This is a genomic window from Pseudogemmobacter hezensis (genome assembly GCF_013155295.1).
Classification (GTDB): Bacteria; Pseudomonadota; Alphaproteobacteria; order Rhodobacterales; family Rhodobacteraceae; genus Pseudogemmobacter; species Pseudogemmobacter hezensis.
The window spans coordinates 157,273-175,197 of sequence record NZ_JABJXT010000008.1 but is presented as its reverse complement, the minus strand read 5'-3'; the positions used below and the strand labels follow the sequence as shown (position 1 = coordinate 175,197).

The following is a 17,925-nucleotide window of genomic DNA, read 5'->3' as shown; positions in this document are numbered from 1 at the left end:
ACCAAACCAGAAACGCCCCCGGATTGCCGATTGCACTACTTGCTCCAGAATTGGCTATAGCGCATATCTGTGTTTTATCCGGATAACTAATTCCTGATCAGACGTGCTTCAAAAGCCTTTATATGCCTTCTGCACAGCGTTCCGTGATAGGCTGCTACTTCCAACTCCGGAAATACGGTAAGTATCTCAAGTCTGGCCGCCTGATCCAGTGCACTCATCGCGGTATCGCCCAAGTGAAAGCTTTCTGCAGGGACACCTTCGGCGAAAATTATCTGATGCCTGTCGAACATCACGTGAAAGTATTCGACAACACCGCCGGGCTGTATCCGGATCGAGTGATCATTGATCAGGTGACGCGCTGGTACCAACACCTCTTCCTCACCGAACAATAATTGCGCTTTCCATCCGCTGATTAGCATACGGTGCTGTTGGGATACTCGCAGGGGCCTTTCATTTCCAATAGCTCCTATGTCGAACAATACGGGCGCCATTGGCCCCCGTGCTGGCATAACCTTGGAGCCTATCCAGCGTATTTCCTGCGGTCCGTCGTCTTTGGTTATCACCAGATCTCCGGCTGCAAGGTCTTCCACACTACGCAGGCCGGAACATGTTTGAATCAAGGTACCCTTTGTGAAGCATATGGGCATTTCCTCGTTGAGGTCGTATCCGATGGTGGTGAGCGATATACTCATGCTAATTCCGGAAAGCAGCGGTGCGCCATCAGGGTAATAGAGGTATGTGCTCGTTCCTGCGCCAATACCAAACGCGCCACCAGGGTAATAAGCCTGAAAGACAAGCACTGTTCGTGGAACACCGATGTCAACTCCGAAGACATCAATAAAAACTACCTCGCCATAGCCGACGAAAACGGCGTTTGATGAGTCGTCAGAGCCCAACCAGCCGGGTGCATCGCCTGGGTTTAAAATGCCGTCATTATCAGAAAGTGTGGCGCTCACTTGCGGGCTGACTAGGCCCGCCAAAAGTATATTAGCGTCACCTCCTGCAGAAATTGATATAAGGGTGTTCAACCTTACTAAGGTTCCCCCTCCGCTCGGTATCTGAAAGTCCAAAGCACTTCTCCTCAATTCTCCCAACGTGCAATGGTCACCAAATCAACCTGTGATTGTTTAAGGTTTGAGGCTAATTGAGGCAAAAATATGACTGACCCTATTGAATTTCTTGGCTACAGGGAGCTGATAAAGGGTCACACCATCATCATTAGCGTGCCGCGCAGCTTCACCATCCGCACCCGCATCGCCTGCTGGCTGATCGGCCTGGCTGGTCGCGTGATGGATGTGCAGTGCGAGATCGAGATGCGGCGGGATGGTGAGATCCGCTCCGGCGATGTGGTGACCGATCGCTTTGATCAAGCCAAAGTCCCGATCCTGATGACGGTCGAGTATATTCATGGCGCGATGGCGCATTGTGTTTGGTTCGACTGGCAGCATCAACTGCACCGCAAGACATTCAAGGCTGGGTCGCTGGTGAAAGCTGATGCCCCCAGCCCCCGGTAAGCACGGCCTGCCGAGCACCACCCGCGCCCCGGCACCCAAGCACCAGGCCCGCCGCTGTGAGAACAGAGCCAACGCCCGGGAACGTGGATACACCAAGGCCTGGGAACGGTTCCGCGACCAGCACCTGAAGCGCCACCCGCTCTGCGAATACTGTCTGGCTGATGGCCGCACCACTGCAGCCTCAGTCGTGGACCACGATCTGCCGCACGAGCACGACCCGGCGCTCTTCTGGGCTAACACCTTCACCAGCCTCTGCGCCTCACACCACAGTGGAGAGAAGCAACGCGCCGAGGCCACCCTGTCAGGCGATGAATTGCTGGCATGGGTCCAGCGCCGCAAGCATCCCCGCAAGGTCTGGGGCTTCTCTATCCCTCATGGCCTGCAACCCTCGGCCATCCCGGTCACGATCATCAGCGGCCCGCCTGCCTCAGGAAAATCCACATGGGCCAGGCAGCAATCCCGCCCCGGTGATCTGGTGATCGACTTCGACGTGATCCGCCGCGCCGTGGGTGGAAGCAAATGGGACGACAGGCCCGAGATCATCGCTGCCGCTTTCACCCGCCGGGGTGAGATGCTCCACAGCCTCGCCACTCGCACAGAGGGCCGATGCTGGTTCATCGTCATGGCACCGACACAGACAGAGCGGGACACATGGCAGGCAGCCCTTGGCCCGCTGTCCTCAGTCAAGGTGATGGACACCCCCGAGGACGTCTGCATCGAACGGATAGGCCGGGACCCCGACCGCGCCCCGGTCGCCGCGCGTCAGATCGAGGCAGTCAGGGCGTGGGCCGACGAGGTCGCCGGGAGCCATGCATCAGGTGCATGACGGGGGGAGGGTCGAACTCCAGAGGGATTCAGCGGGAGACCGGCGGGGTTCAGTGAATTTTCATGCGTGCAAAATGGAGAGGTTTTTTCCGGCCACCCATGAACCTGCCGCATAGCTATGACGAGGTGCCGCGATGGCAGGCCGCAAAAAGACGCCCGACCACCTGAAACTGGTGAAAGGCACCGCTCAGAAGTGCCGGATGAACCCGGAGGCCCCGGCGGCAAACACCGGAACCGCCACGGCTCCGGCCTGGCTATCGGAACGTGCGGCGGAGCTCTTCGACCAGATCAGCGCCACGCTGCTCGGGATGGGGATCGCCTCACCCGACGACATGCACGTGCTGGCGCTGGCGGCATCGCGGATCGAAGAGGTCGAGATCCTGACCGCCGTAATCGAGGATGCCGGCTGCACCTATCAGACCGAGGCGGGGCTATGGAAAGCCCGTCCTGAGGTCGCCATGCGCAATGAGGCGATGCGCCACGCCCAGAGCCTTCTGGCCGAGTTTGGTTTGACCCCGGCGGCACGGTCGAAAGTCAGCGCGGGCAAGCCTGCCGAGGGCAATCCCTTTGCCGGGCTTGACGATGCGGTATGAAACCCAGCTTCACCGCCACCGCTGAGGCCTACGCCCGGGACGTGGTGGCGGGACGCATCCTCGCCGGGAAGTATATTCGCCTCGCCTGCCAGCGGCATCTGGACGATCTGGATTGGCAGGGCGACGACAGTTTTGCATTCCGGTTCGAAGCGAAGAAGGGCGCGAAGGTCTGCGCCTTTATCGAGAACCTGCCGCACACCAAGGGGAAATGGGCGGCGAAGCGCGAAAGGCTGAAACTGGAGCCCTGGCAAGTGTTTTTCATCATGGCCGCCTTCGGGTGGGTCAGGAAGAAGGACGGGCTGCGGCGCTATCGCAAGGTGCTGCTGCTGGTGCCCCGGAAGAACGGCAAGAGCGCACTGGCGGCGGGGATCGGTCTCTATATGCTCTGCGCCGATGGCGAGCACGGGGCCGAGGTCTATTCCGGTGCAACCACTGAGAAACAGGCGCTGGAGGTGTTCCGGCCCGCGAAGCTGATGGCCCAGAAGAGCCCGGCGCTGCTGTCTCACTTCGGCGTCGAGGTGAATGCGAAGAACATCCACATCCTCGGGAACGGGTCGCGGTTCGAGCCTGTGATCGGCAACCCGGGTGACGGGGCCTCACCGTCCTGCGCCATTGCCGACGAATATCACGAACACCAGACCGACGCGCTGGTTTCGACCATGGAAACAGGGATGGGGGCGCGTGAGCAGCCGATGCTGCTGGTGATAACCACCGCCGGAGATAACATCGCCGGGCCCTGCTATCAGATGCAGGAAGAGGCCCAGCAGGCGCTGGAAGGCACGCGCCGCGACGATGAGACTTTTGCCCTGATCTACGGCATCGACCCGGAGGACGACTGGACGGACCGGGCCACGCTGCAAAAGGCCAACCCGAATTTCGGCGTATCGGTCTTTGAAGATTTTCTGCTGACCCAGCAGACCGGAGCCATGACGACGCCGCGCAAGGCGGGCGCATTCAAGACCAAGCACCTGAACGTCTGGGTGCAGGCGCGGGACGCCTATTTCAACGTGCTGCGGTATCAGGAGACAGCCGACCCTAAGGCGGGCGGCGCCCCGGTGTTCCTGGAACAGTTCGAAAATCAGGAATGCATCATCGGGATCGACCTTGCCGAAAAGCGCGACCTTGCTGCGGTTGAGCTGCTGTTCCGATTTGGCAAAGGCTATGCGCGGTTCGGTCGCTATTACCTGCCCGAGGAAACGATTGAACTGCCCGAGAATGAGCACATGCGGCGCTATCGGGATGAGGGCCGGCTGATCCAGACCGATGGCGCGGTTACGGATGATCGCGAGATACTTGAGGATATCCTTGATTTCGTGAAGCGCTTCGATGTGCGCGAGGTCGCCTTTGACCCGGCACACTCCCGGCAGATGTCGGTCGAGCTGATGGAACAGGGCGTCAACTGCATCGACTTCGCGAACAAGCCTTCGCTGATGAATGAGCCGACCCGCAAGATGGACGCCCTGATCGCGGATCGGCAACTGCACCATGACGGGGATCCGTTCTTCGCGTGGATGCTGTCCAATGTGGTCAACCGCACCCGCAACGGCGACCTGCACAGCCCGGCCAAGCAAAAGCCGGGCAACAAGATCGACGGGCCGGTGGCCTGCATCATGGCCCTGGGCCGATGGCTGCTGGATGAAGATACCAGCGCGCCTGCTTCGCCTTGGGATGATCCCGAATTTAGCCTTGTGTGGCGTGAATGAAATTTCTCGGCATGGAAGTCCGCCGCGCTGAAGAGCGCGATGCAACCATTGAAAGCCCGGCTGTTCCGATCAGTTCAGAGAATGTTCTGGCCTTCTTCGGGATCGAGAAGGCGAGCCTGCCTCATGTCACGATCAGCAATGCGCTTACGGTGCCGGGGGTGCTTTGTGCCGTTGCATTCCTGTCCCGGACACTGGCCGCGATCCCGCTTCATGCTTATCGCAAGACCGCCGACGGGGCTGAAAAGCTGACCGGACCGACCGCGATCACCGTCCATGAGTTCCCAAATTCGGGTATGGACAGCTTCAAGATGCGCCAGTTCTTCTGGCAGCAGGTGTTCACCGGTGGCCGGGGTCTCGCCTGGATCGAGCGTGACGGCGACGAGGTGATGGCGATCTGGCCGATGGACCCGCGTAAAGTCACGGTGAAACGGGTCGGGTTTGAACTGATCTACACCTTCGACGGCAAGCGCTATCCGGCGGCCGATATCATCGACGTGCCGTTCATGCTGAAAGAGGACATGGTCGGGCATGACGACCCGATCAGCAAAGCCCGCAAGGCGATCCAGCTTGCCCTTGCCATGGGCGACTATGGGTCGAACTTCTTTGCGGGCGGTGGCGTCCCGCCTTTGGCGCTGGAAGGCCCACTTCCTCAGGGCGCTCAGGCGATGAAGACAGGGCTTGAGGATATGTGGCGGGCGATTGACGGTGCCAAGGCGTCACAGAAGCCCGTCTTCCCGATCCCGCCCGGGCATAAGCTGACGCAGGTCGGATTCGATCCGGCCAAGGGGCAGATGACCGAGGCGCGGCTTTTCCAGATCCAAGAGTTCAGCAGGGTCTGGCAACTGCCGCCGGCCTTCCTGCATGACCTCAGCAAAGGCACCTTCGCCAATGTCGAGCAGCAAGACCTCAACCTGGTAAAACACCTTCTCGGCCAGTGGGTGAAGGCTCTTGAGGGTGAGATGAACCTCAAGCTCTTCGGGCGCAAATCCTCGCGCGAGATCGGCGGGCGCTATGTCGAGCACAACCTCTCAGGCCTGATGCGCGGCGACTTCAAGACCCGGATCGAGGGTATCGCACGCGGCATCCAGACCGGACAGATCACCCCGAATGAGGCGCGCGAACTGGATAACCGCCCCCGGCATGCGAACCCGGCGGCCGATGAGCTGCTGGTGCAGGGCGCTACGGTGGTGCTGGGCAGCGCCCCTGCGGCGGCTCCCGAGGTTATGCCGCTGCTCGGGGATGATCCTGATGGCGAACAGGGTAAGACAGAGGCGCAAGGCGCAGGAGAGAGCAATGACGACAAAGCCTGAGGCTGAAAAGCGCTCGCTTGTCCTGCCGGTCGAGCGCCGGGCGGGCGAGGATGGCAAGGTGACGGTGGCGGGCTATGCCGCTGTCTTCGGTGAGGTCACCAGCATCGGCGGCTATTTCGATGAAGTCCTTGCGCGCGGCGCCTTTACCAAGACCCTGAAAACCGCTGATGTTCTGGCGTACTTCGACCATGACCGGGGCCGCATCCTCGGGCGCTCGATCAGTGGCACCCTGCGCCTGACGGAGGACGACAAGGGTCTGGCGGTCGAGATCGACCTTCCCGACACCTCGGACGGGCGCGACGTGCGCACCCTGATCGAGCGCGGCGATATCCGGGGCATGTCCTTCGGTTTCCGCGTCACCCGCGAGGAATGGGACGAAACCGGCACCACGCCGAAGCGCACCATCCATGAGGTGGAGCTGCGCGAAGTCAGTATCGTATCCGAGCCTGCCTATGACGGCACCTCTATCGCCCTGCGCTCGCTGGACGAAGCCCGCAAGGAACGCCGGGCCCAAAACTTTACGGCCGCCGAGCGCCGGGTGTCCGCCCGCCGCGCCAATGCCGAAGCCCGGTTTCGCGGCATCATCTGAGAACACCCTGATTTTCAGGAGTCGGCAGCGCGCATCTGCCTTTCGCCCGCCTCGCGCGGGTCTCTCTGCGTGTATCTTAAAAGGAGGCCGACATGGCTCTGAAAGCACTTATCGAAAAACGGGGTAAGCTGGTCGCTGATGCACGCGCCGCCCTGGACGAGATCACCAAGAACACCGACGAATCCCGCGCGGCCGAACTTGAAAAGCGTCATGACGACATCATGACTGACTTCGACAAGACCGAGGCCCTGATCAAGCGCACCAAAGCGCTGGCAGAAGCTGAAAAGCGCCACGCTGACGAGGATGAAGAGCAGCGCGCAAAGAACCGCCCGATCACCCCCGGCGCGGAAGGCCGCGGCCAGGACGGCGGCGACGATCTGGAATATCGTGAGGTGTTTCACCGCTTCATCACGCGGGGCGGCGATGTGAATGAGCTTTCGGCGGAAGAGCGTGCGGTTCTGAAAGCCGGGGTGCAGTCGGCCAAGGAGTTCCGGGCACAAAGCACCGGCACCAACACTGCGGGCGGCTTCACGGTGCCGACCGAGCTGGCGAACCAGATCATCAAGTCGATGGCAGCCTGGGGGCCGATGTACGACGAGGACATCACCACCACCATGACCACGGCCTCGGGTAACCCGATCAAGATCCCGACTGTGGACGACACCGCCGTGACCGCTGAGCCGCATACCGAAGGTGAAGCGCTGACCGACGATGGCGGCAAGGATGTGACCTTCGGTCAGAAATCGCTCGACGCCTATGTCTACGACACGGAGTTCGTGCGCTGGTCGATGGAACTCGGGCAGGACAGCATCTTCAACTTCGAGCAGCTTTTGGGTGAATTGCTTGGCGAGCGCCTTGGCCGGATCTCCAATCGTGAACTGACCATCGGCGCTGGCACCACCAACCCGCACGGCATCGTAACCGCGTCGTCCCTGGGCAAAACCACTGCCGCTGCTGCTGCGATCACCTCGGACGAAATCATCGACCTGATCCACTCGGTGAACCCGGCTTATCGCCAGTCGCCGAAAGTGCGCTTCATGTTCAATGACCTGACGCTGGCGGCGATCCGCAAGCTGAAGGACAGCGAGGGCCGCTATATCTGGAGCGGTGGCGATATTCAGAACGGTGTTCCGGGCACACTGCTTGGCTATCGCTACAGCATCAACCAGGCGATGGCAGGCGTGGCGACTGGCCAGCGCTCGATGATCTTCGGTGACTTCGGCAAATACTTCGTCCGCAAGGTCGGATCGCCGATCATCGGTGTGCTGCGCGAGCGCTTCTGGCCTGATCTGGGGATGGCTGGCTTGATCCGCTTCGACGGCGAGCTGGGCGACACCGCTGCCGTCAAGCACCTGATCCAGGCCTGATCGGCTTTCCGAGGGGGCGGGCAACTGCCCCCTTTCTCAAGCCGATATGGAGGATGCCATGAAGATCAAGATGCTGACGGGCCTGAGCGGCTCTGAATACAACCTCACCCCTGGCGATGAACGGGATTTCCCGAACGAGGAGGCCAAGCGCCTGATCGATGCGGGATTTGCTGTTGCTGCTTCCGGCGAGAAGCGCGAGACGGCCGTGAAGAAGCCTGCGGCAGAGACGCGAGCAAAGGGCTGATTATGTGGTATCCGGTCGCGGATGAGGTCACGGTCGAGTCGGTAACGGATGCCGAAGCTCTGGCGCAGGCGCAGCTTGATCCTGACGATACCGATTTTGCAGCAAGCATAGCCATGCTGATCGCGGCGGCCCGCGCTCATGTCGAAGCATATTGCAACCGACAGTTCGCAGAGCATGCGATGGTCTGGGCCTGTGACAGCTTCACCGATCTGCGCCGCCTGCCTGCTGCTCCGGCGAAAGATATCACCGCAATCAGCTATGTGGATGTTGCTGGCGAAGAACAGATGATCGAAGCTCAGGCCTACATCCTGCGCGCTGACGGTCTGAGCCCGTGGATAGCGCATGCTGACGGGAGGCCGTGGCCTGCCGCGAAACATGGATCGCGCATCACTGTCACTGGCACCTTCGGTGGTGATTGCCCGCCTGATGTGAAGCACGCCATGCTCCTCCTTATCGGCGACGGCTTCACCATCCGCGAGAATGTCGCACGTCCAGTCTGGACGGCGGTGGATGCTCTTCTCGCAAATCATCGCCGGGGAGCGTGGGCATGAAGGCCGGGGAGTTCAACCGTCGCGTCCAGTTTCAGCGTGGCACGCTGGTTGATGACGGCCTGCAAGCACACCTGCGCTGGAATAAAACTGACCCATCCCAGGACAATCACGGCGCCCCACGCTGGGCGGCCCGCAAGGATGTTTCGGACGCAGAGCGCGCGCAGGCGGGCTGGATAGAGGCCACCGTCGTCAGTCGCTTCACAGTGCGCTCCAGCGAGTTCACCCGGGGCCTGACCGCGAAGGACCGCCTGATCTGCGGCGGTCTGACCTTTGATATTCAGGGTATCAAGGAAATCGGCCGGTCTGAGCTGGAGATCACGGCCACGGCGAGGGCTGACCTGTGAAAACCACGGTCAGCCTGACGGGCTTCAAAGAGTTGGAACAGGCCCTTGCCCAGATTGAGAAGCAATCCACCCAGAAGGCGGTCGCACGCCGCGCGCTGAAAAAGGGTGGCGAGCCGCTGGCTGCGAAAATGCGGCAGAAGGCTCCGCGCGATGACGGTCAGTTGCAGGACAATATCGCGGTCAGCACCAGGATCAAAAACGAAGTGGGGAATGCGGCCTATGCGAGGGTGATGCGTGACAGCGGCGGGATCGATAAGGAAACCGCGCTCTCGGCAATGCGCGATGCTCGCCGCGCTGCCAAAGGAACCGTGCCGCCGGTGTTTATGTATGTCGGGCCGACTGTCAAAGCGCCTCACGCCCATCTGGTGGAGTTCGGCACCGCGCCGCACATCAACGGCGGAAAGTTCGCGGGAACCAAACACCCCGGCACCGCGCCACAGCCCTTTGCGCGCCCGGCCTGGGACGAGGACAAAGAGGCCGTCCTGAAGCGTATCGGCGAAGAGCTCGGCAAGGAAATCACCAAGGCTGCGCGGCGCGCCGCAAACAAGGCCGCCAAGGCCGCGAGGGGCTGACCTATGGAAACCGCACTCCGGGCGCTGCTGGCATCCTCGCCAGCGGTGTCTGCGCTCATTTCCGACACCCGCCTCCAGATCAACTGGGGCGTCCATCCGCAGGGTGTAGCCTTGCCCGCGCTGGTGCTGAACGTGATCAGCGACCGCGACAACAGCCTGCACATGCAGGGCACGGGTGGCCTGTGGCAGGGGCGGGTCCAGATCGATTGCTACGGCGCGGTCTATGCCGATGCCCTGGCTCTGGCCGATGCGGCTATCGCTTTGCTGCACGGGCACCGGGCAGCCCCCTTCGCGCTCATCCTTATGGATGCCCGCCGCGATCATCACGATACCGGGGCCGCAGATCGGCCTTACCGGATCGGACTTGATTTCATCATCAACTATCGGAGGGCCTGAAATGGGCGTCGAAGTAGCAAGCCGTGCCCGTGTGGCATGGCAGGACGAACTCTGGATCGGCCGGACTGCCACCGGCGGAGGCGGCCCGGACTGGGTGCAGATCCTTGGTATCGAGACTATTGCGATGCCGGATCGCGTCCCTGAAAGCATCCGCGTTACCCATATGCAATCGCCTGGGCGGGCCCATGAGGATGTCCCCGGCTTCATGGAGTCCGCAGATTACAGTCAGGATCTGCAGGACTGGGGCGAGGATGAGGAATTTCTCGAATTGCTGGATGACCTCGCGGCCCTCACAGAGGCCGGCACGCCGGAGTTCGTTCAGATCGCCTTTGTCGTCGGTGGACGGCAGCGGACCTACCGGGGCTATGTGAATTCCTTCACCCCGGCTGGCACTGTCGCCGAAAAGCGCACTGCGGCAGCCTCCTTCAAGATCCTCAACCGCATCACCCCGAACCCGGCGCTGCCGGTCACCCCATAAGGAGGGCTGAGATATGGCCGACGTAACCGGTGCGCTGCATCATGCTTTTGGTGGCAAAACGTACACTCTCCGCCTGACGCTTGGGGGTATTGCTAAGCTGCAGGACAAATACGGGAATGACGTGGGCGGGCTTTTGACCGGCGGCATCGAGGGAATTCCCCCGATGGGCTTGCTGGTCAGTGTCGTGGCCGAGGCCCTGGTCAAAGGGGAGAAGATGCCACAGGCGGAAGCTTATGAGCTCGCCGACGATATTGTGACGGCGGATCAAAGCATTGTCGGGCAGATCATTGTCGCTGCGTTTCCGGACGCTGAGGGAAACGGAAAAGCCCCGGGAACGAAGCGCAAGCGCTAGACCTCGGGGCGATCTGTAAGGCCTATATCAGGGCCGGGCTGGACCCGGCCCGATTTTGGGAAATCACGCTGCGCCTCGCATTCCTGGAAATGGAGGCGGCAGAAGACAGGGCGGCAGATCAGCGCGCTATGGTCTGGTGGGGTGCAATGATGCCTTACCTGAAAAAACCAATGCCGCTTGAAAAGTTTATGGGTGCAAGGCCTGACCCGAAGGACCAGGCCAGAGACTTCCACGACGCCTGGGACAGGATTGATCGGGCACTGGCGCGCGGGCGTTAGGCCTGCCGAATTTGCCCTGCTCTCTTGTTCTCAAACATCACGGCCGCAAAAGCCAAAGTAATCACCTCAAGGTAGAATCATGGCCGCATCCTCGATCATAGGCGCGCTCCGCGTTAACCTTGGCCTGGACAGCGCTCAGTTTTCCCGTGGCGTTAAACAGGTCCAGACCCGCGTCGGTGCGCTTGCCGACAGTCTGAATAAGCGCCTTGGAGGGCTGGGCAATATCCCTGGTATCCGGCAGCTGCAGGGTGCGCTTTCCGGCATCAGCGCAAATGCTGCGGCAGCGTTTGGCGCGATGGCAGGTACTGCGACGGCTGCGCTTGGGGTCATGTCGATCAGCGCCATCAATTCAGCGAAGGAGCTGCAGAACCTCTCACGGCTGGCCAATGCCACCCCTGAGGAGTTTCAGCGTATGGCCTATGCCGCTGATCAGGTCGGGATCAGCCAGGAGAAGTTCTCAGACATCCTGAAGGATGTGAATGACCGCGTCGGCGATTTCGTTGCCACAGGTGGCGGGCCGATGGCGGATTTCTTCGAAAGGATCGCCCCAAAGGTGGGGGTGACAGCGGATCATTTTCGAAAATTGTCCGGCCCCCAGGCGCTCCAACTCTATGTGGACAGCCTTGAAAAGGCCAATGTCAATCAGCAGGACTTCACCTTCTTTATGGAAGCGATGGCATCGGACAGCACGGCGCTGCTGCCCGTTTTGCGGAATGGCGGAAAGCTGGCGCAGGAATATGGTGATCGGCTGGCAGCCCTCGGTGGTGTGCGAAGCAACGAGACTGTCGCCAGACTTGCAGCAATGAAAACCGCGCTTGGTGAAGTCGGCGTGGTGATGACCGGGCTGAAAAATCAGATCGGCACGGCCTTTGCCCCTATTGTTGAGGCGGCTGCGAAATGGCTGGTGAAGCTCCTCGAGGTCGGATCACCGCTGCGTATAGTGATTGACGGCCTGACGGGTGCAATCGGATGGCTGGCCAGCGGGCTATCTGCGATTGCGAACATTACAATCCATGTCTGGACGGGGATTTGGGAGGCGGTCAAGGCAGGCGCAGCCTGGATAAATCAGACCACTGGCATCGGCACGGCCTTGCAGACTGTTTGGGATTGGACTTTCGGCGCTCTCGGCAAACTGGTTGGGCGCATCAGCAATCTTCTTGATGCTGTGGGCGGTATCGGCAACGCCTTTGTGCTTTTGGGAAAGATCGCCTCTGGCGTCTGGAATGGTATCGTTGAAACCGCAAAGGCAATTCCAACCGGCCTCCAATCGATATGGGCATCGGTCAAGGCCAGCTTCTTTGGCCTGATGTTTATGCTCATGCAGAAATGGTCAGAATTTGTGACCATGATGTACAACACCACCGCCGGAACGCCGATTGAAATGGATCTGCTGCGGAACGCCATGAATTCGGCTTCCGCCGGTCTGACGATTTTCAAGCAGGCAGAGATCGATGCGGCAGATGAGGCTGAAACGCTGGGCGCAAGCTTCAAGGGTGCCATTGCTGATGGCTTCAAGCCCGCCCAGGAGGCCCTCGCTGAACTTTGGGCGGGCACTGAGAAAACCAAAAGCGCCATGGATGAGGCGACTGATACAGCGGGCGGATTGGGTGGCGGCCTCGACGCCCTGGCGAATAAGGCGGGCGGCGGTGCGGCCAAGCTGACAAAGCTGCAGGAAATCATGAAGTCCCTGCGCGAAGAGGCATCGCTGCTGCGGGCCACCTTTGGCATGTCGGATCTGGATGCCGAAATCTGGGCCAAGCAGCGCGAGGCGGGCGTGCAGGCGACCAGTGTCCAAGGGCAGCAGATCGCAGGCACCATGACGCTGATCGACCGGATGAAGAGCCTCAAGTCCTCGACCGACGAATGGCGCGACAGCATGAAGGGCGCATTCGCCAGCTTTGTGACCGGGGCTAGCAGCTTCAAGGATATGATCGGGCAGATCATTGGGAAGCTGGCCGAGATGCTGGCCAATTCGGCCTTTGACAAGCTGTTCGCAGGCTTTGGCGGCGGCGGGAAAGTCGGCGGCTTCCTCTCGCTTCTTGGCTTCGATGGCGGCGGCTATACGGGCAGCGGCCCGCGCACGGGCGGCGTCGATGGCAAGGGCGGCTTTCCGGCCATCCTGCACCCGCAGGAAACGGTGATCGACCACACCAAAGGCCAGACCTGGGGCGGCGGCACCACGAATGTTCAGGTGGTGCCCAGCCCGTATTTCGACACGGTCGTCGATGGCCGCATCCGCCGGGCCAGCCCGTCGATCATCAGCGGTTCCGTGCAGGCCTCCTCCCGCGCGGCCCGGCAATCCAAATCCTTCTTTGGGAGGGGCCGTTGAGCATTGACGTTTTCGCCTGGCCTCCGGTTGGGGTGCAGGGGCGCAGCTGGAAGGTCGAGGATCCGGTCGCGGGTCTGCGCTCTGCCCTGACGGGGCGCGAGCAGCTGCAGGCCAGCCAGCGCCAGCGGCGTTGGGTCGAGCTGGATGTTTCAGCGCTGGCGCGTGGCCGGATTGGCGGGGGCTATATGGAAATGCTGGCCCAGCTGCTGCGCGGCGGGATCAATGCCGTCAGGCTGACCAGCTTCTCGCCCAACTGGCACCTCGATGCCGAACCGGATCAGGGGTTTCACTGGTACTCGATCCCGATGACGGCGGTGGCCGCGACCTCGAACGGCTTTCCGGCCTGGCGGATCGCGGATCTGCCGCCCTATCTGCAGGTGATCCGCCCGGGCGAGCGCTTTTCGGTCAATGGCACCGTCTATCAGGCGCTGAACAATGCGCAGGCCGATGCGGCCGGAACCGCGCTGATCCGCGTCATGACCCCGGTCAGCGGCTCGGGCGTCATTGATTTCTCGGCGCAGGAAAGCCGGGTTTTCCGACCCAGCGGCGGCATTCCGACCGGGCAGCAACCCACCGGGGCCGATTGGTCCTATAGCTGGACCTTCCGCGAGGTCTTTGCCGATGAGGTCGGCGGTTTCACGGAGCGCAACCCATGGGTCTGAGATCCATCAAAGGAGACTGAATATGTGGAGAGACATTCTTCTGATCGTCATAGCGATCCACCTGGTGCGCCGCTGGTATTTCCAGAGGCACATCTATGAGGCGATATGGGGTGTGCCCCGTTATGTCTGGCATGGCGGAGATGACGGCTTCCGCCATGCAGTCAGAAAAGGGACCAAGCCCGGCACGGGGCTGGTCCCGACGCTGAAACAGCGCTTCTATGGCCAATCCTCAGCCACGGATATTGTCGAGAATTGATGCCTGTTTCTTCGTGAAGTTGGGTGATCCCCGCGTAATCGGGGGCGCCATCTTCCCTGGCTGCGATGATGCCGCATAATCCGCGTATTTGCGCAGCCATTGAGTGAGAAAGCCAATGACCGAGTCAATCATAGGGTGATCCATGGACCTGAGGCGCAACATCCACCCAGACACACTTGGCGTGCTGTCTGGCCCGGCCTTCTATCCGGTGATGATGGTCTGGCTTGACTGGCCGGGCGAGACCTTGCGGGCGCATAGCGGCACAGGGCCGATCACCTGGGGCGGCGAGGTCTGGCAGGGCGTCGGCAAGTTCGGCGCGGTCGAGGTGCCTGAAGAAAGCAGCTCGGGCGTTCCGGTCGATGTCTCGCTGTCGCTGGTCTGCGATCTGCCGATGCTGGCCGAACATGCCGATGCGGTGATCCGGCAGCGCCCCGGCGCGATCTGGATGGGCGTCACCAGCGCCCCGGGCGGCAATGTCCTGATCGGCGAGCCGTTTGAGCTGGCGCGGGGCACCATGGATACGCTGGTTCTGACCACCGAGATCGAGGGGGCGGACGGCGCGACTGCGATCCTCTACCGCCTGACCGCTGGCCTGACCACCGGGCCGGGCTATCGGACCTCGGCGGCGGTGGCCCATAGCCATGAGGATCAGTCGCGGCACTATCCCAATGACACGGCGGGCAAAAAGCTGGTGCTGGCCAATGCCCGCGCCGAAAAGACGCTCTGGCCCGCGCCATAGGAGGCTCTTAAAATGTCGATCAAGCGCACATCCATTGCCGCAGCCATTCGCATGAAGTCAGTGCGACCGCTGCCAGATGCTATAGCTCTGCGTGCAAGCAAGAGTTTTCCCACACTGGTTCGAGCTGTCGAGCTCATCGGCGAGGCTGCCGATCTCCCTCAGAATTTGCCTGGCCTTGTCATTGAGGCCAAGAGCATCCCTGTCGGCATGAAGCTCTGGCCCGCGCCATGACCCCTGAGCATGTGCTGGAGACCGTGGAGGCGGTCATGTCGCAGCCCTTCGAATGGGGGCCCTGCGATTGCTGCTCTGCCTCTTGCGATGTGTTTCTGCGGTTGTGGGGCTTTGACCCAATGGCCCCTGTGCGCGGCTATATCGGCCCGCGTCAGGCCCTTGGCGTGATCGGCGGGGATCTTGGCGCATTGGCGGATCGGCTGGCGGCAGAGGCGCGATTGCGGCCAGGGCATCAGACCGGGGGGCTGGCGCTGTCCACGGATGGGCGCTCGCTGCTGATTTGCATCACACCCGGCCAATGGGCGGGCAAGACAAGGCGCGGCTTCGCAATCCTGCGATCCGCAGCAAGGGGCTGGCATGCGTAAGCTTTTCCTGATCACCACCGCAATCATCGGCACCCTGACTGCCAGCCCGGTCGAGGCCGCGCCCGTGGCGACCGTGGTGGCGCTGATGTCGGGGGGCGCGAGCTTTGGCGCGGCCATGACGGCGGTCTTTGGCACCTTCGGCGTGGCGGCGATGCAGCTAGGCCTCTCGATCCTGTTGAGCATGGCGGTCGCGCCGGGCAAGCCCAAGCAGGACAAGCAGCGGGCGGAACTGACCCGCCCCGGCGCTTTGCCAGCCTATCGCTATATCTATGGCAAGGGCTGGGCCCCGGGCACGCCTGTCGCCTGGACGGTTCTCGGTGACGTTCTCTATATCGGCTGGCTGGTGAACTCGCGCCCCTCAGCGCTGAGCACGCATACGATCCTTTTTGACAAGCGCGGCGTGACGCCTGAGGGCGATCCCTTTGACTTCGCAGGCCCTGGCGCGACGGGGGTCAATTCTGTCTTTGGCAACGGCCATGTGCGCTATTGGATCGGGCGCGGCGATCAGACCACCTGCCCGGACGCGATGGTCACCGGGTCTGAGGGGTATTTCAAGGCAACCGACGCCTGGCAGGGCCGCACCGTCGTCTGGGCCCGGCTGCATTGCGGTGACAATGGTCAGATGCGCGAGCGCTGGCCCTCAACCCCGCCAGAACTGAATGTCGAGGGCGACTGGTCGCTGATCTGGGATCCGCGCGACGACAGTCTCACGCCCAGCAGCAACCAGGCGCTGATCACGCTGGATGCGCCGATGAACAATCCGATCCGGCCCTATGCGGAAACCTATTTGCGGCTTGATACCTTCGCCTGGGCAGCAGATGTGGCGGACCAGGCGGTGCCTGCAAAAGGCGGCGGCACCCTGCCGCGGTATCGTGCCGATGGGGTTCTGGTCTGGTCAGACGGGGCCGAGCTGGAAGATCAGATCAACCCCTTGCTCGATGCCGGGGCTTCAAGGCTGATCCGCATCGGCGGCCAGCTGGGCATTGTGCCGGCCATTGCCCGCCCCGCGGTTCACACCATCACCGACTGGACCGATGGGCAATCGGTCGAGATGGTGCGCTGGCAGCCTGGCGACGACATCTATAGCGAGGCGGTGGCCTCTTACGTTGCGCCCGACCGGGCCTATGAGATGGCCGAGGCCCCGGTCTATATCGTGCCCGGTGCTGCAGCCGAGGATGGCGGCCTTGTGCGCAGGCTCGATCTATCGCTGGATTTTGTGGTGGATCATAGGCAGGCGCAGCGGCTGGCCAAGATCGTGGCCATGCGCTCGCGCATGCAGCGCACGGTCTCATGCGAGCTGTTCCCCGACGCGATGGTGCTGGTTGCCGGATCTGTCGCAGCGCTTGACGTGCCCGCGCCCTATACCGCCTGGAATGGCCTTTATGAGGTTGAGCAGATCCAGCCCGCCGCCGGGGTGAATGATGATCTTTCGATCACCATGCGGCTGCCTTGCAGCCTGCGCGAGACCTCGCCCGCGATCTATGCCTGGGATGCCGAGACTGAAGAGCAATTCGTCGAGGGGGCGGTGCTGGACCCATGGGTTGCAACCCTGTCGCCGCCAACGGGCGTCTCGATCATCAGCGGTGGTGAGGCGGCGGATATCTCTGCCAGCGGCACGATCACACCACGGGTACAGGTGTCCTGGGATCGCGCGGCCAGCTCGTCGGTGCTGCGCTACGAAGTTCAGATCATGGCGCAAACCCTTCGGCGACAGGGCGACGATTTTGTCCTGGTATGGCCTGCGCGGTGGAATGACCGCGCTATCGTCGGGGTCGAGGACAGCGCAGAGGCCCGGCTCTATTACTATGTGCCGATGGTCGATCTGGGGCATGGCTACCGGGCGCGGGTTCGCTCGGTCGGGATCTACGGCGAAAGCGATTGGGTGACCTCTGATGACATTGTCGCCTCGGCGCCAGAGCGGGTTATCCTTGCGCCGTCGATCCTGATGGCGACGGGCGGTATTGGTCGCGTGGATCTGACCCTGCGCCAGTCGAACGATGCCAATGCGGTCACCATGCAGCTGGCGGCCAGCCTGACCCCCAATGTGGCGGCATCGGCGATCATCGCCACGGTTCCGGCCGGATCGAATGTGACGGTTGCTCAGACCGAGAGCGGCCTTGGTAATGGTGTGACCCGTTATTACTGGCTGCGCGCCCGCGACAGCTTTGGCAATGCCTCGCCATGGTCGGCTATGGCCTCGGCAACTACCACAACCTGACAATCTGAG

General features: G+C 61.7%; 22 protein-coding genes. 21 read left to right on the top strand and 1 reads right to left on the bottom strand.

Annotation, left to right across the window (positions count from 1 at the left end; genetic code table 11):
- Positions 1–86: 86 nt before the first annotated feature.
- Entirely contained in the window at positions 87–956 is an 870-nt protein-coding gene (locus tag HOY34_RS11140; protein WP_366926948.1) for a Hint domain-containing protein, read from the bottom strand.
- 201 nt (positions 957–1,157) lie between these two features.
- On the opposite strand from HOY34_RS11140, the gene HOY34_RS11135 reads away from it, so the two are divergent.
- From HOY34_RS11135 to HOY34_RS11035, 21 genes are all read left to right on the top strand, one after another.
- Positions 1,158–1,514 (top strand): hypothetical protein, encoded by a 357-nt coding sequence (locus HOY34_RS11135; protein ID WP_172362775.1) that lies wholly within the window; start codon positions 1,158–1,160, stop codon positions 1,512–1,514.
- On the top strand, positions 1,495–2,340 hold the full coding sequence (locus HOY34_RS11130; RefSeq protein ID WP_172362773.1) for an AAA family ATPase: 846 nt from the start codon (positions 1,495–1,497) through the stop codon (positions 2,338–2,340). Before HOY34_RS11135 ends, HOY34_RS11130 begins: the two co-directional genes overlap by 20 nt.
- A gap of 133 nt (positions 2,341–2,473) precedes the next feature.
- Complete coding sequence (locus HOY34_RS11125) at positions 2,474–2,932, top strand: phage terminase small subunit P27 family (protein ID WP_172362772.1); 459 nt, start codon at positions 2,474–2,476, stop codon at positions 2,930–2,932.
- On the top strand, positions 2,929–4,635 hold the full coding sequence (locus HOY34_RS11120; RefSeq protein ID WP_172362770.1) for a terminase large subunit: 1,707 nt from the start codon (positions 2,929–2,931) through the stop codon (positions 4,633–4,635). Before HOY34_RS11125 ends, HOY34_RS11120 begins: the two co-directional genes overlap by 4 nt.
- Positions 4,632–5,945: a phage portal protein gene (locus tag HOY34_RS11115; RefSeq protein WP_172362768.1), complete on the top strand. Its 1,314-nt coding sequence runs from the start codon at positions 4,632–4,634 to the stop codon at positions 5,943–5,945. The genes HOY34_RS11120 and HOY34_RS11115 overlap by 4 nt, the downstream gene beginning before the upstream one ends.
- The gene (locus HOY34_RS11110; protein ID WP_172362766.1) at positions 5,929–6,534 is read left to right on the top strand and encodes an HK97 family phage prohead protease; all 606 of its coding nucleotides are present in this window, start codon (positions 5,929–5,931) and stop codon (positions 6,532–6,534) included. Before HOY34_RS11115 ends, HOY34_RS11110 begins: the two co-directional genes overlap by 17 nt.
- 92 nt (positions 6,535–6,626) lie before the next feature.
- Complete coding sequence (locus tag HOY34_RS11105; protein WP_172362764.1) at positions 6,627–7,901, top strand: phage major capsid protein; 1,275 nt, start codon at positions 6,627–6,629, stop codon at positions 7,899–7,901.
- Between the two features lie 58 nt (positions 7,902–7,959).
- A complete protein-coding gene (locus HOY34_RS11100) occupies positions 7,960–8,145 on the top strand; it encodes a hypothetical protein (protein ID WP_216654720.1) in 186 nt (61 codons plus the stop codon).
- Positions 8,146–8,147: 2 nt separating this feature from the next.
- Entirely contained in the window at positions 8,148–8,696 is a 549-nt protein-coding gene (locus tag HOY34_RS11095; RefSeq protein ID WP_172362760.1) for a head-tail connector protein, read from the top strand.
- The gene (locus HOY34_RS11090; protein ID WP_172362758.1) at positions 8,693–9,040 is read left to right on the top strand and encodes a head-tail adaptor protein; all 348 of its coding nucleotides are present in this window, start codon (positions 8,693–8,695) and stop codon (positions 9,038–9,040) included. The genes HOY34_RS11095 and HOY34_RS11090 overlap by 4 nt, the downstream gene beginning before the upstream one ends.
- The gene (locus HOY34_RS11085; protein WP_172362756.1) at positions 9,037–9,612 is read left to right on the top strand and encodes an HK97-gp10 family putative phage morphogenesis protein; all 576 of its coding nucleotides are present in this window, start codon (positions 9,037–9,039) and stop codon (positions 9,610–9,612) included. The genes HOY34_RS11090 and HOY34_RS11085 overlap by 4 nt, the downstream gene beginning before the upstream one ends.
- A 3-nt stretch (positions 9,613–9,615) precedes the next feature.
- Complete coding sequence (gp17, locus tag HOY34_RS11080; RefSeq protein WP_172362754.1) at positions 9,616–10,008, top strand: tail completion protein gp17; 393 nt, start codon at positions 9,616–9,618, stop codon at positions 10,006–10,008.
- Position 10,009: 1 nt separating this feature from the next.
- Positions 10,010–10,486 (top strand): phage tail protein, encoded by a 477-nt coding sequence (locus HOY34_RS11075; protein WP_172362752.1) that lies wholly within the window; start codon positions 10,010–10,012, stop codon positions 10,484–10,486.
- A gap of 13 nt (positions 10,487–10,499) precedes the next feature.
- A complete protein-coding gene (locus tag HOY34_RS11070) occupies positions 10,500–10,838 on the top strand; it encodes a hypothetical protein (protein ID WP_172362750.1) in 339 nt (112 codons plus the stop codon).
- 357 nt (positions 10,839–11,195) lie between these two features.
- On the top strand, positions 11,196–13,445 hold the full coding sequence (locus HOY34_RS11065; protein WP_172362473.1) for a phage tail tape measure protein: 2,250 nt from the start codon (positions 11,196–11,198) through the stop codon (positions 13,443–13,445).
- Entirely contained in the window at positions 13,442–14,107 is a 666-nt protein-coding gene (locus HOY34_RS11060; RefSeq protein ID WP_172362748.1) for a hypothetical protein, read from the top strand. The genes HOY34_RS11065 and HOY34_RS11060 overlap by 4 nt, the downstream gene beginning before the upstream one ends.
- Before the next feature lie 22 nt (positions 14,108–14,129).
- A complete protein-coding gene (locus HOY34_RS11055) occupies positions 14,130–14,363 on the top strand; it encodes a hypothetical protein (RefSeq protein ID WP_172362746.1) in 234 nt (77 codons plus the stop codon).
- Positions 14,364–14,505: 142 nt separating this feature from the next.
- Entirely contained in the window at positions 14,506–15,102 is a 597-nt protein-coding gene (locus HOY34_RS11050; protein ID WP_172362744.1) for a hypothetical protein, read from the top strand.
- Positions 15,103–15,114: 12 nt separating this feature from the next.
- Positions 15,115–15,333, top strand: a complete 219-nt coding sequence (locus HOY34_RS11045) for a hypothetical protein (protein WP_172362742.1) — start codon at positions 15,115–15,117, stop codon at positions 15,331–15,333.
- The gene (locus HOY34_RS11040; RefSeq protein ID WP_172362740.1) at positions 15,330–15,698 is read left to right on the top strand and encodes a DUF6950 family protein; all 369 of its coding nucleotides are present in this window, start codon (positions 15,330–15,332) and stop codon (positions 15,696–15,698) included. The genes HOY34_RS11045 and HOY34_RS11040 overlap by 4 nt, the downstream gene beginning before the upstream one ends.
- The gene (locus tag HOY34_RS11035; protein ID WP_172362738.1) at positions 15,691–17,916 is read left to right on the top strand and encodes a phage tail protein; all 2,226 of its coding nucleotides are present in this window, start codon (positions 15,691–15,693) and stop codon (positions 17,914–17,916) included. Before HOY34_RS11040 ends, HOY34_RS11035 begins: the two co-directional genes overlap by 8 nt.
- Positions 17,917–17,925 lie beyond the last annotated feature (9 nt).

Bases quoted from the DNA above. Each gene is read 5' to 3' on its own strand.
- HOY34_RS11135 (WP_172362775.1), top strand. From the start codon at position 1,158: ATGACTGACCCTATTGAATTTCTTGGCTACAGGGAGCTGATAAAGGGT.
- HOY34_RS11130 (WP_172362773.1), top strand. From the start codon at position 1,495: ATGCCCCCAGCCCCCGGTAAGCACGGCCTGCCGAGCACCACCCGCGCC.
- HOY34_RS11125 (WP_172362772.1), top strand. From the start codon at position 2,474: ATGGCAGGCCGCAAAAAGACGCCCGACCACCTGAAACTGGTGAAAGGC.
- HOY34_RS11120 (WP_172362770.1), top strand. From the start codon at position 2,929: ATGAAACCCAGCTTCACCGCCACCGCTGAGGCCTACGCCCGGGACGTG.
- HOY34_RS11115 (WP_172362768.1), top strand. From the start codon at position 4,632: ATGAAATTTCTCGGCATGGAAGTCCGCCGCGCTGAAGAGCGCGATGCA.
- HOY34_RS11110 (WP_172362766.1), top strand. From the start codon at position 5,929: ATGACGACAAAGCCTGAGGCTGAAAAGCGCTCGCTTGTCCTGCCGGTC.
- HOY34_RS11105 (WP_172362764.1), top strand. From the start codon at position 6,627: ATGGCTCTGAAAGCACTTATCGAAAAACGGGGTAAGCTGGTCGCTGAT.
- HOY34_RS11100 (WP_216654720.1), top strand. From the start codon at position 7,960: ATGAAGATCAAGATGCTGACGGGCCTGAGCGGCTCTGAATACAACCTC.
- HOY34_RS11095 (WP_172362760.1), top strand. From the start codon at position 8,148: ATGTGGTATCCGGTCGCGGATGAGGTCACGGTCGAGTCGGTAACGGAT.
- HOY34_RS11090 (WP_172362758.1), top strand. From the start codon at position 8,693: ATGAAGGCCGGGGAGTTCAACCGTCGCGTCCAGTTTCAGCGTGGCACG.
- gp17 (WP_172362754.1), top strand. From the start codon at position 9,616: ATGGAAACCGCACTCCGGGCGCTGCTGGCATCCTCGCCAGCGGTGTCT.
- HOY34_RS11075 (WP_172362752.1), top strand. From the start codon at position 10,010: ATGGGCGTCGAAGTAGCAAGCCGTGCCCGTGTGGCATGGCAGGACGAA.
- HOY34_RS11070 (WP_172362750.1), top strand. From the start codon at position 10,500: ATGGCCGACGTAACCGGTGCGCTGCATCATGCTTTTGGTGGCAAAACG.
- HOY34_RS11065 (WP_172362473.1), top strand. From the start codon at position 11,196: ATGGCCGCATCCTCGATCATAGGCGCGCTCCGCGTTAACCTTGGCCTG.
- HOY34_RS11055 (WP_172362746.1), top strand. From the start codon at position 14,130: ATGTGGAGAGACATTCTTCTGATCGTCATAGCGATCCACCTGGTGCGC.
- HOY34_RS11050 (WP_172362744.1), top strand. From the start codon at position 14,506: ATGGACCTGAGGCGCAACATCCACCCAGACACACTTGGCGTGCTGTCT.
- HOY34_RS11045 (WP_172362742.1), top strand. From the start codon at position 15,115: ATGTCGATCAAGCGCACATCCATTGCCGCAGCCATTCGCATGAAGTCA.
- HOY34_RS11040 (WP_172362740.1), top strand. From the start codon at position 15,330: ATGACCCCTGAGCATGTGCTGGAGACCGTGGAGGCGGTCATGTCGCAG.
- HOY34_RS11035 (WP_172362738.1), top strand. From the start codon at position 15,691: ATGCGTAAGCTTTTCCTGATCACCACCGCAATCATCGGCACCCTGACT.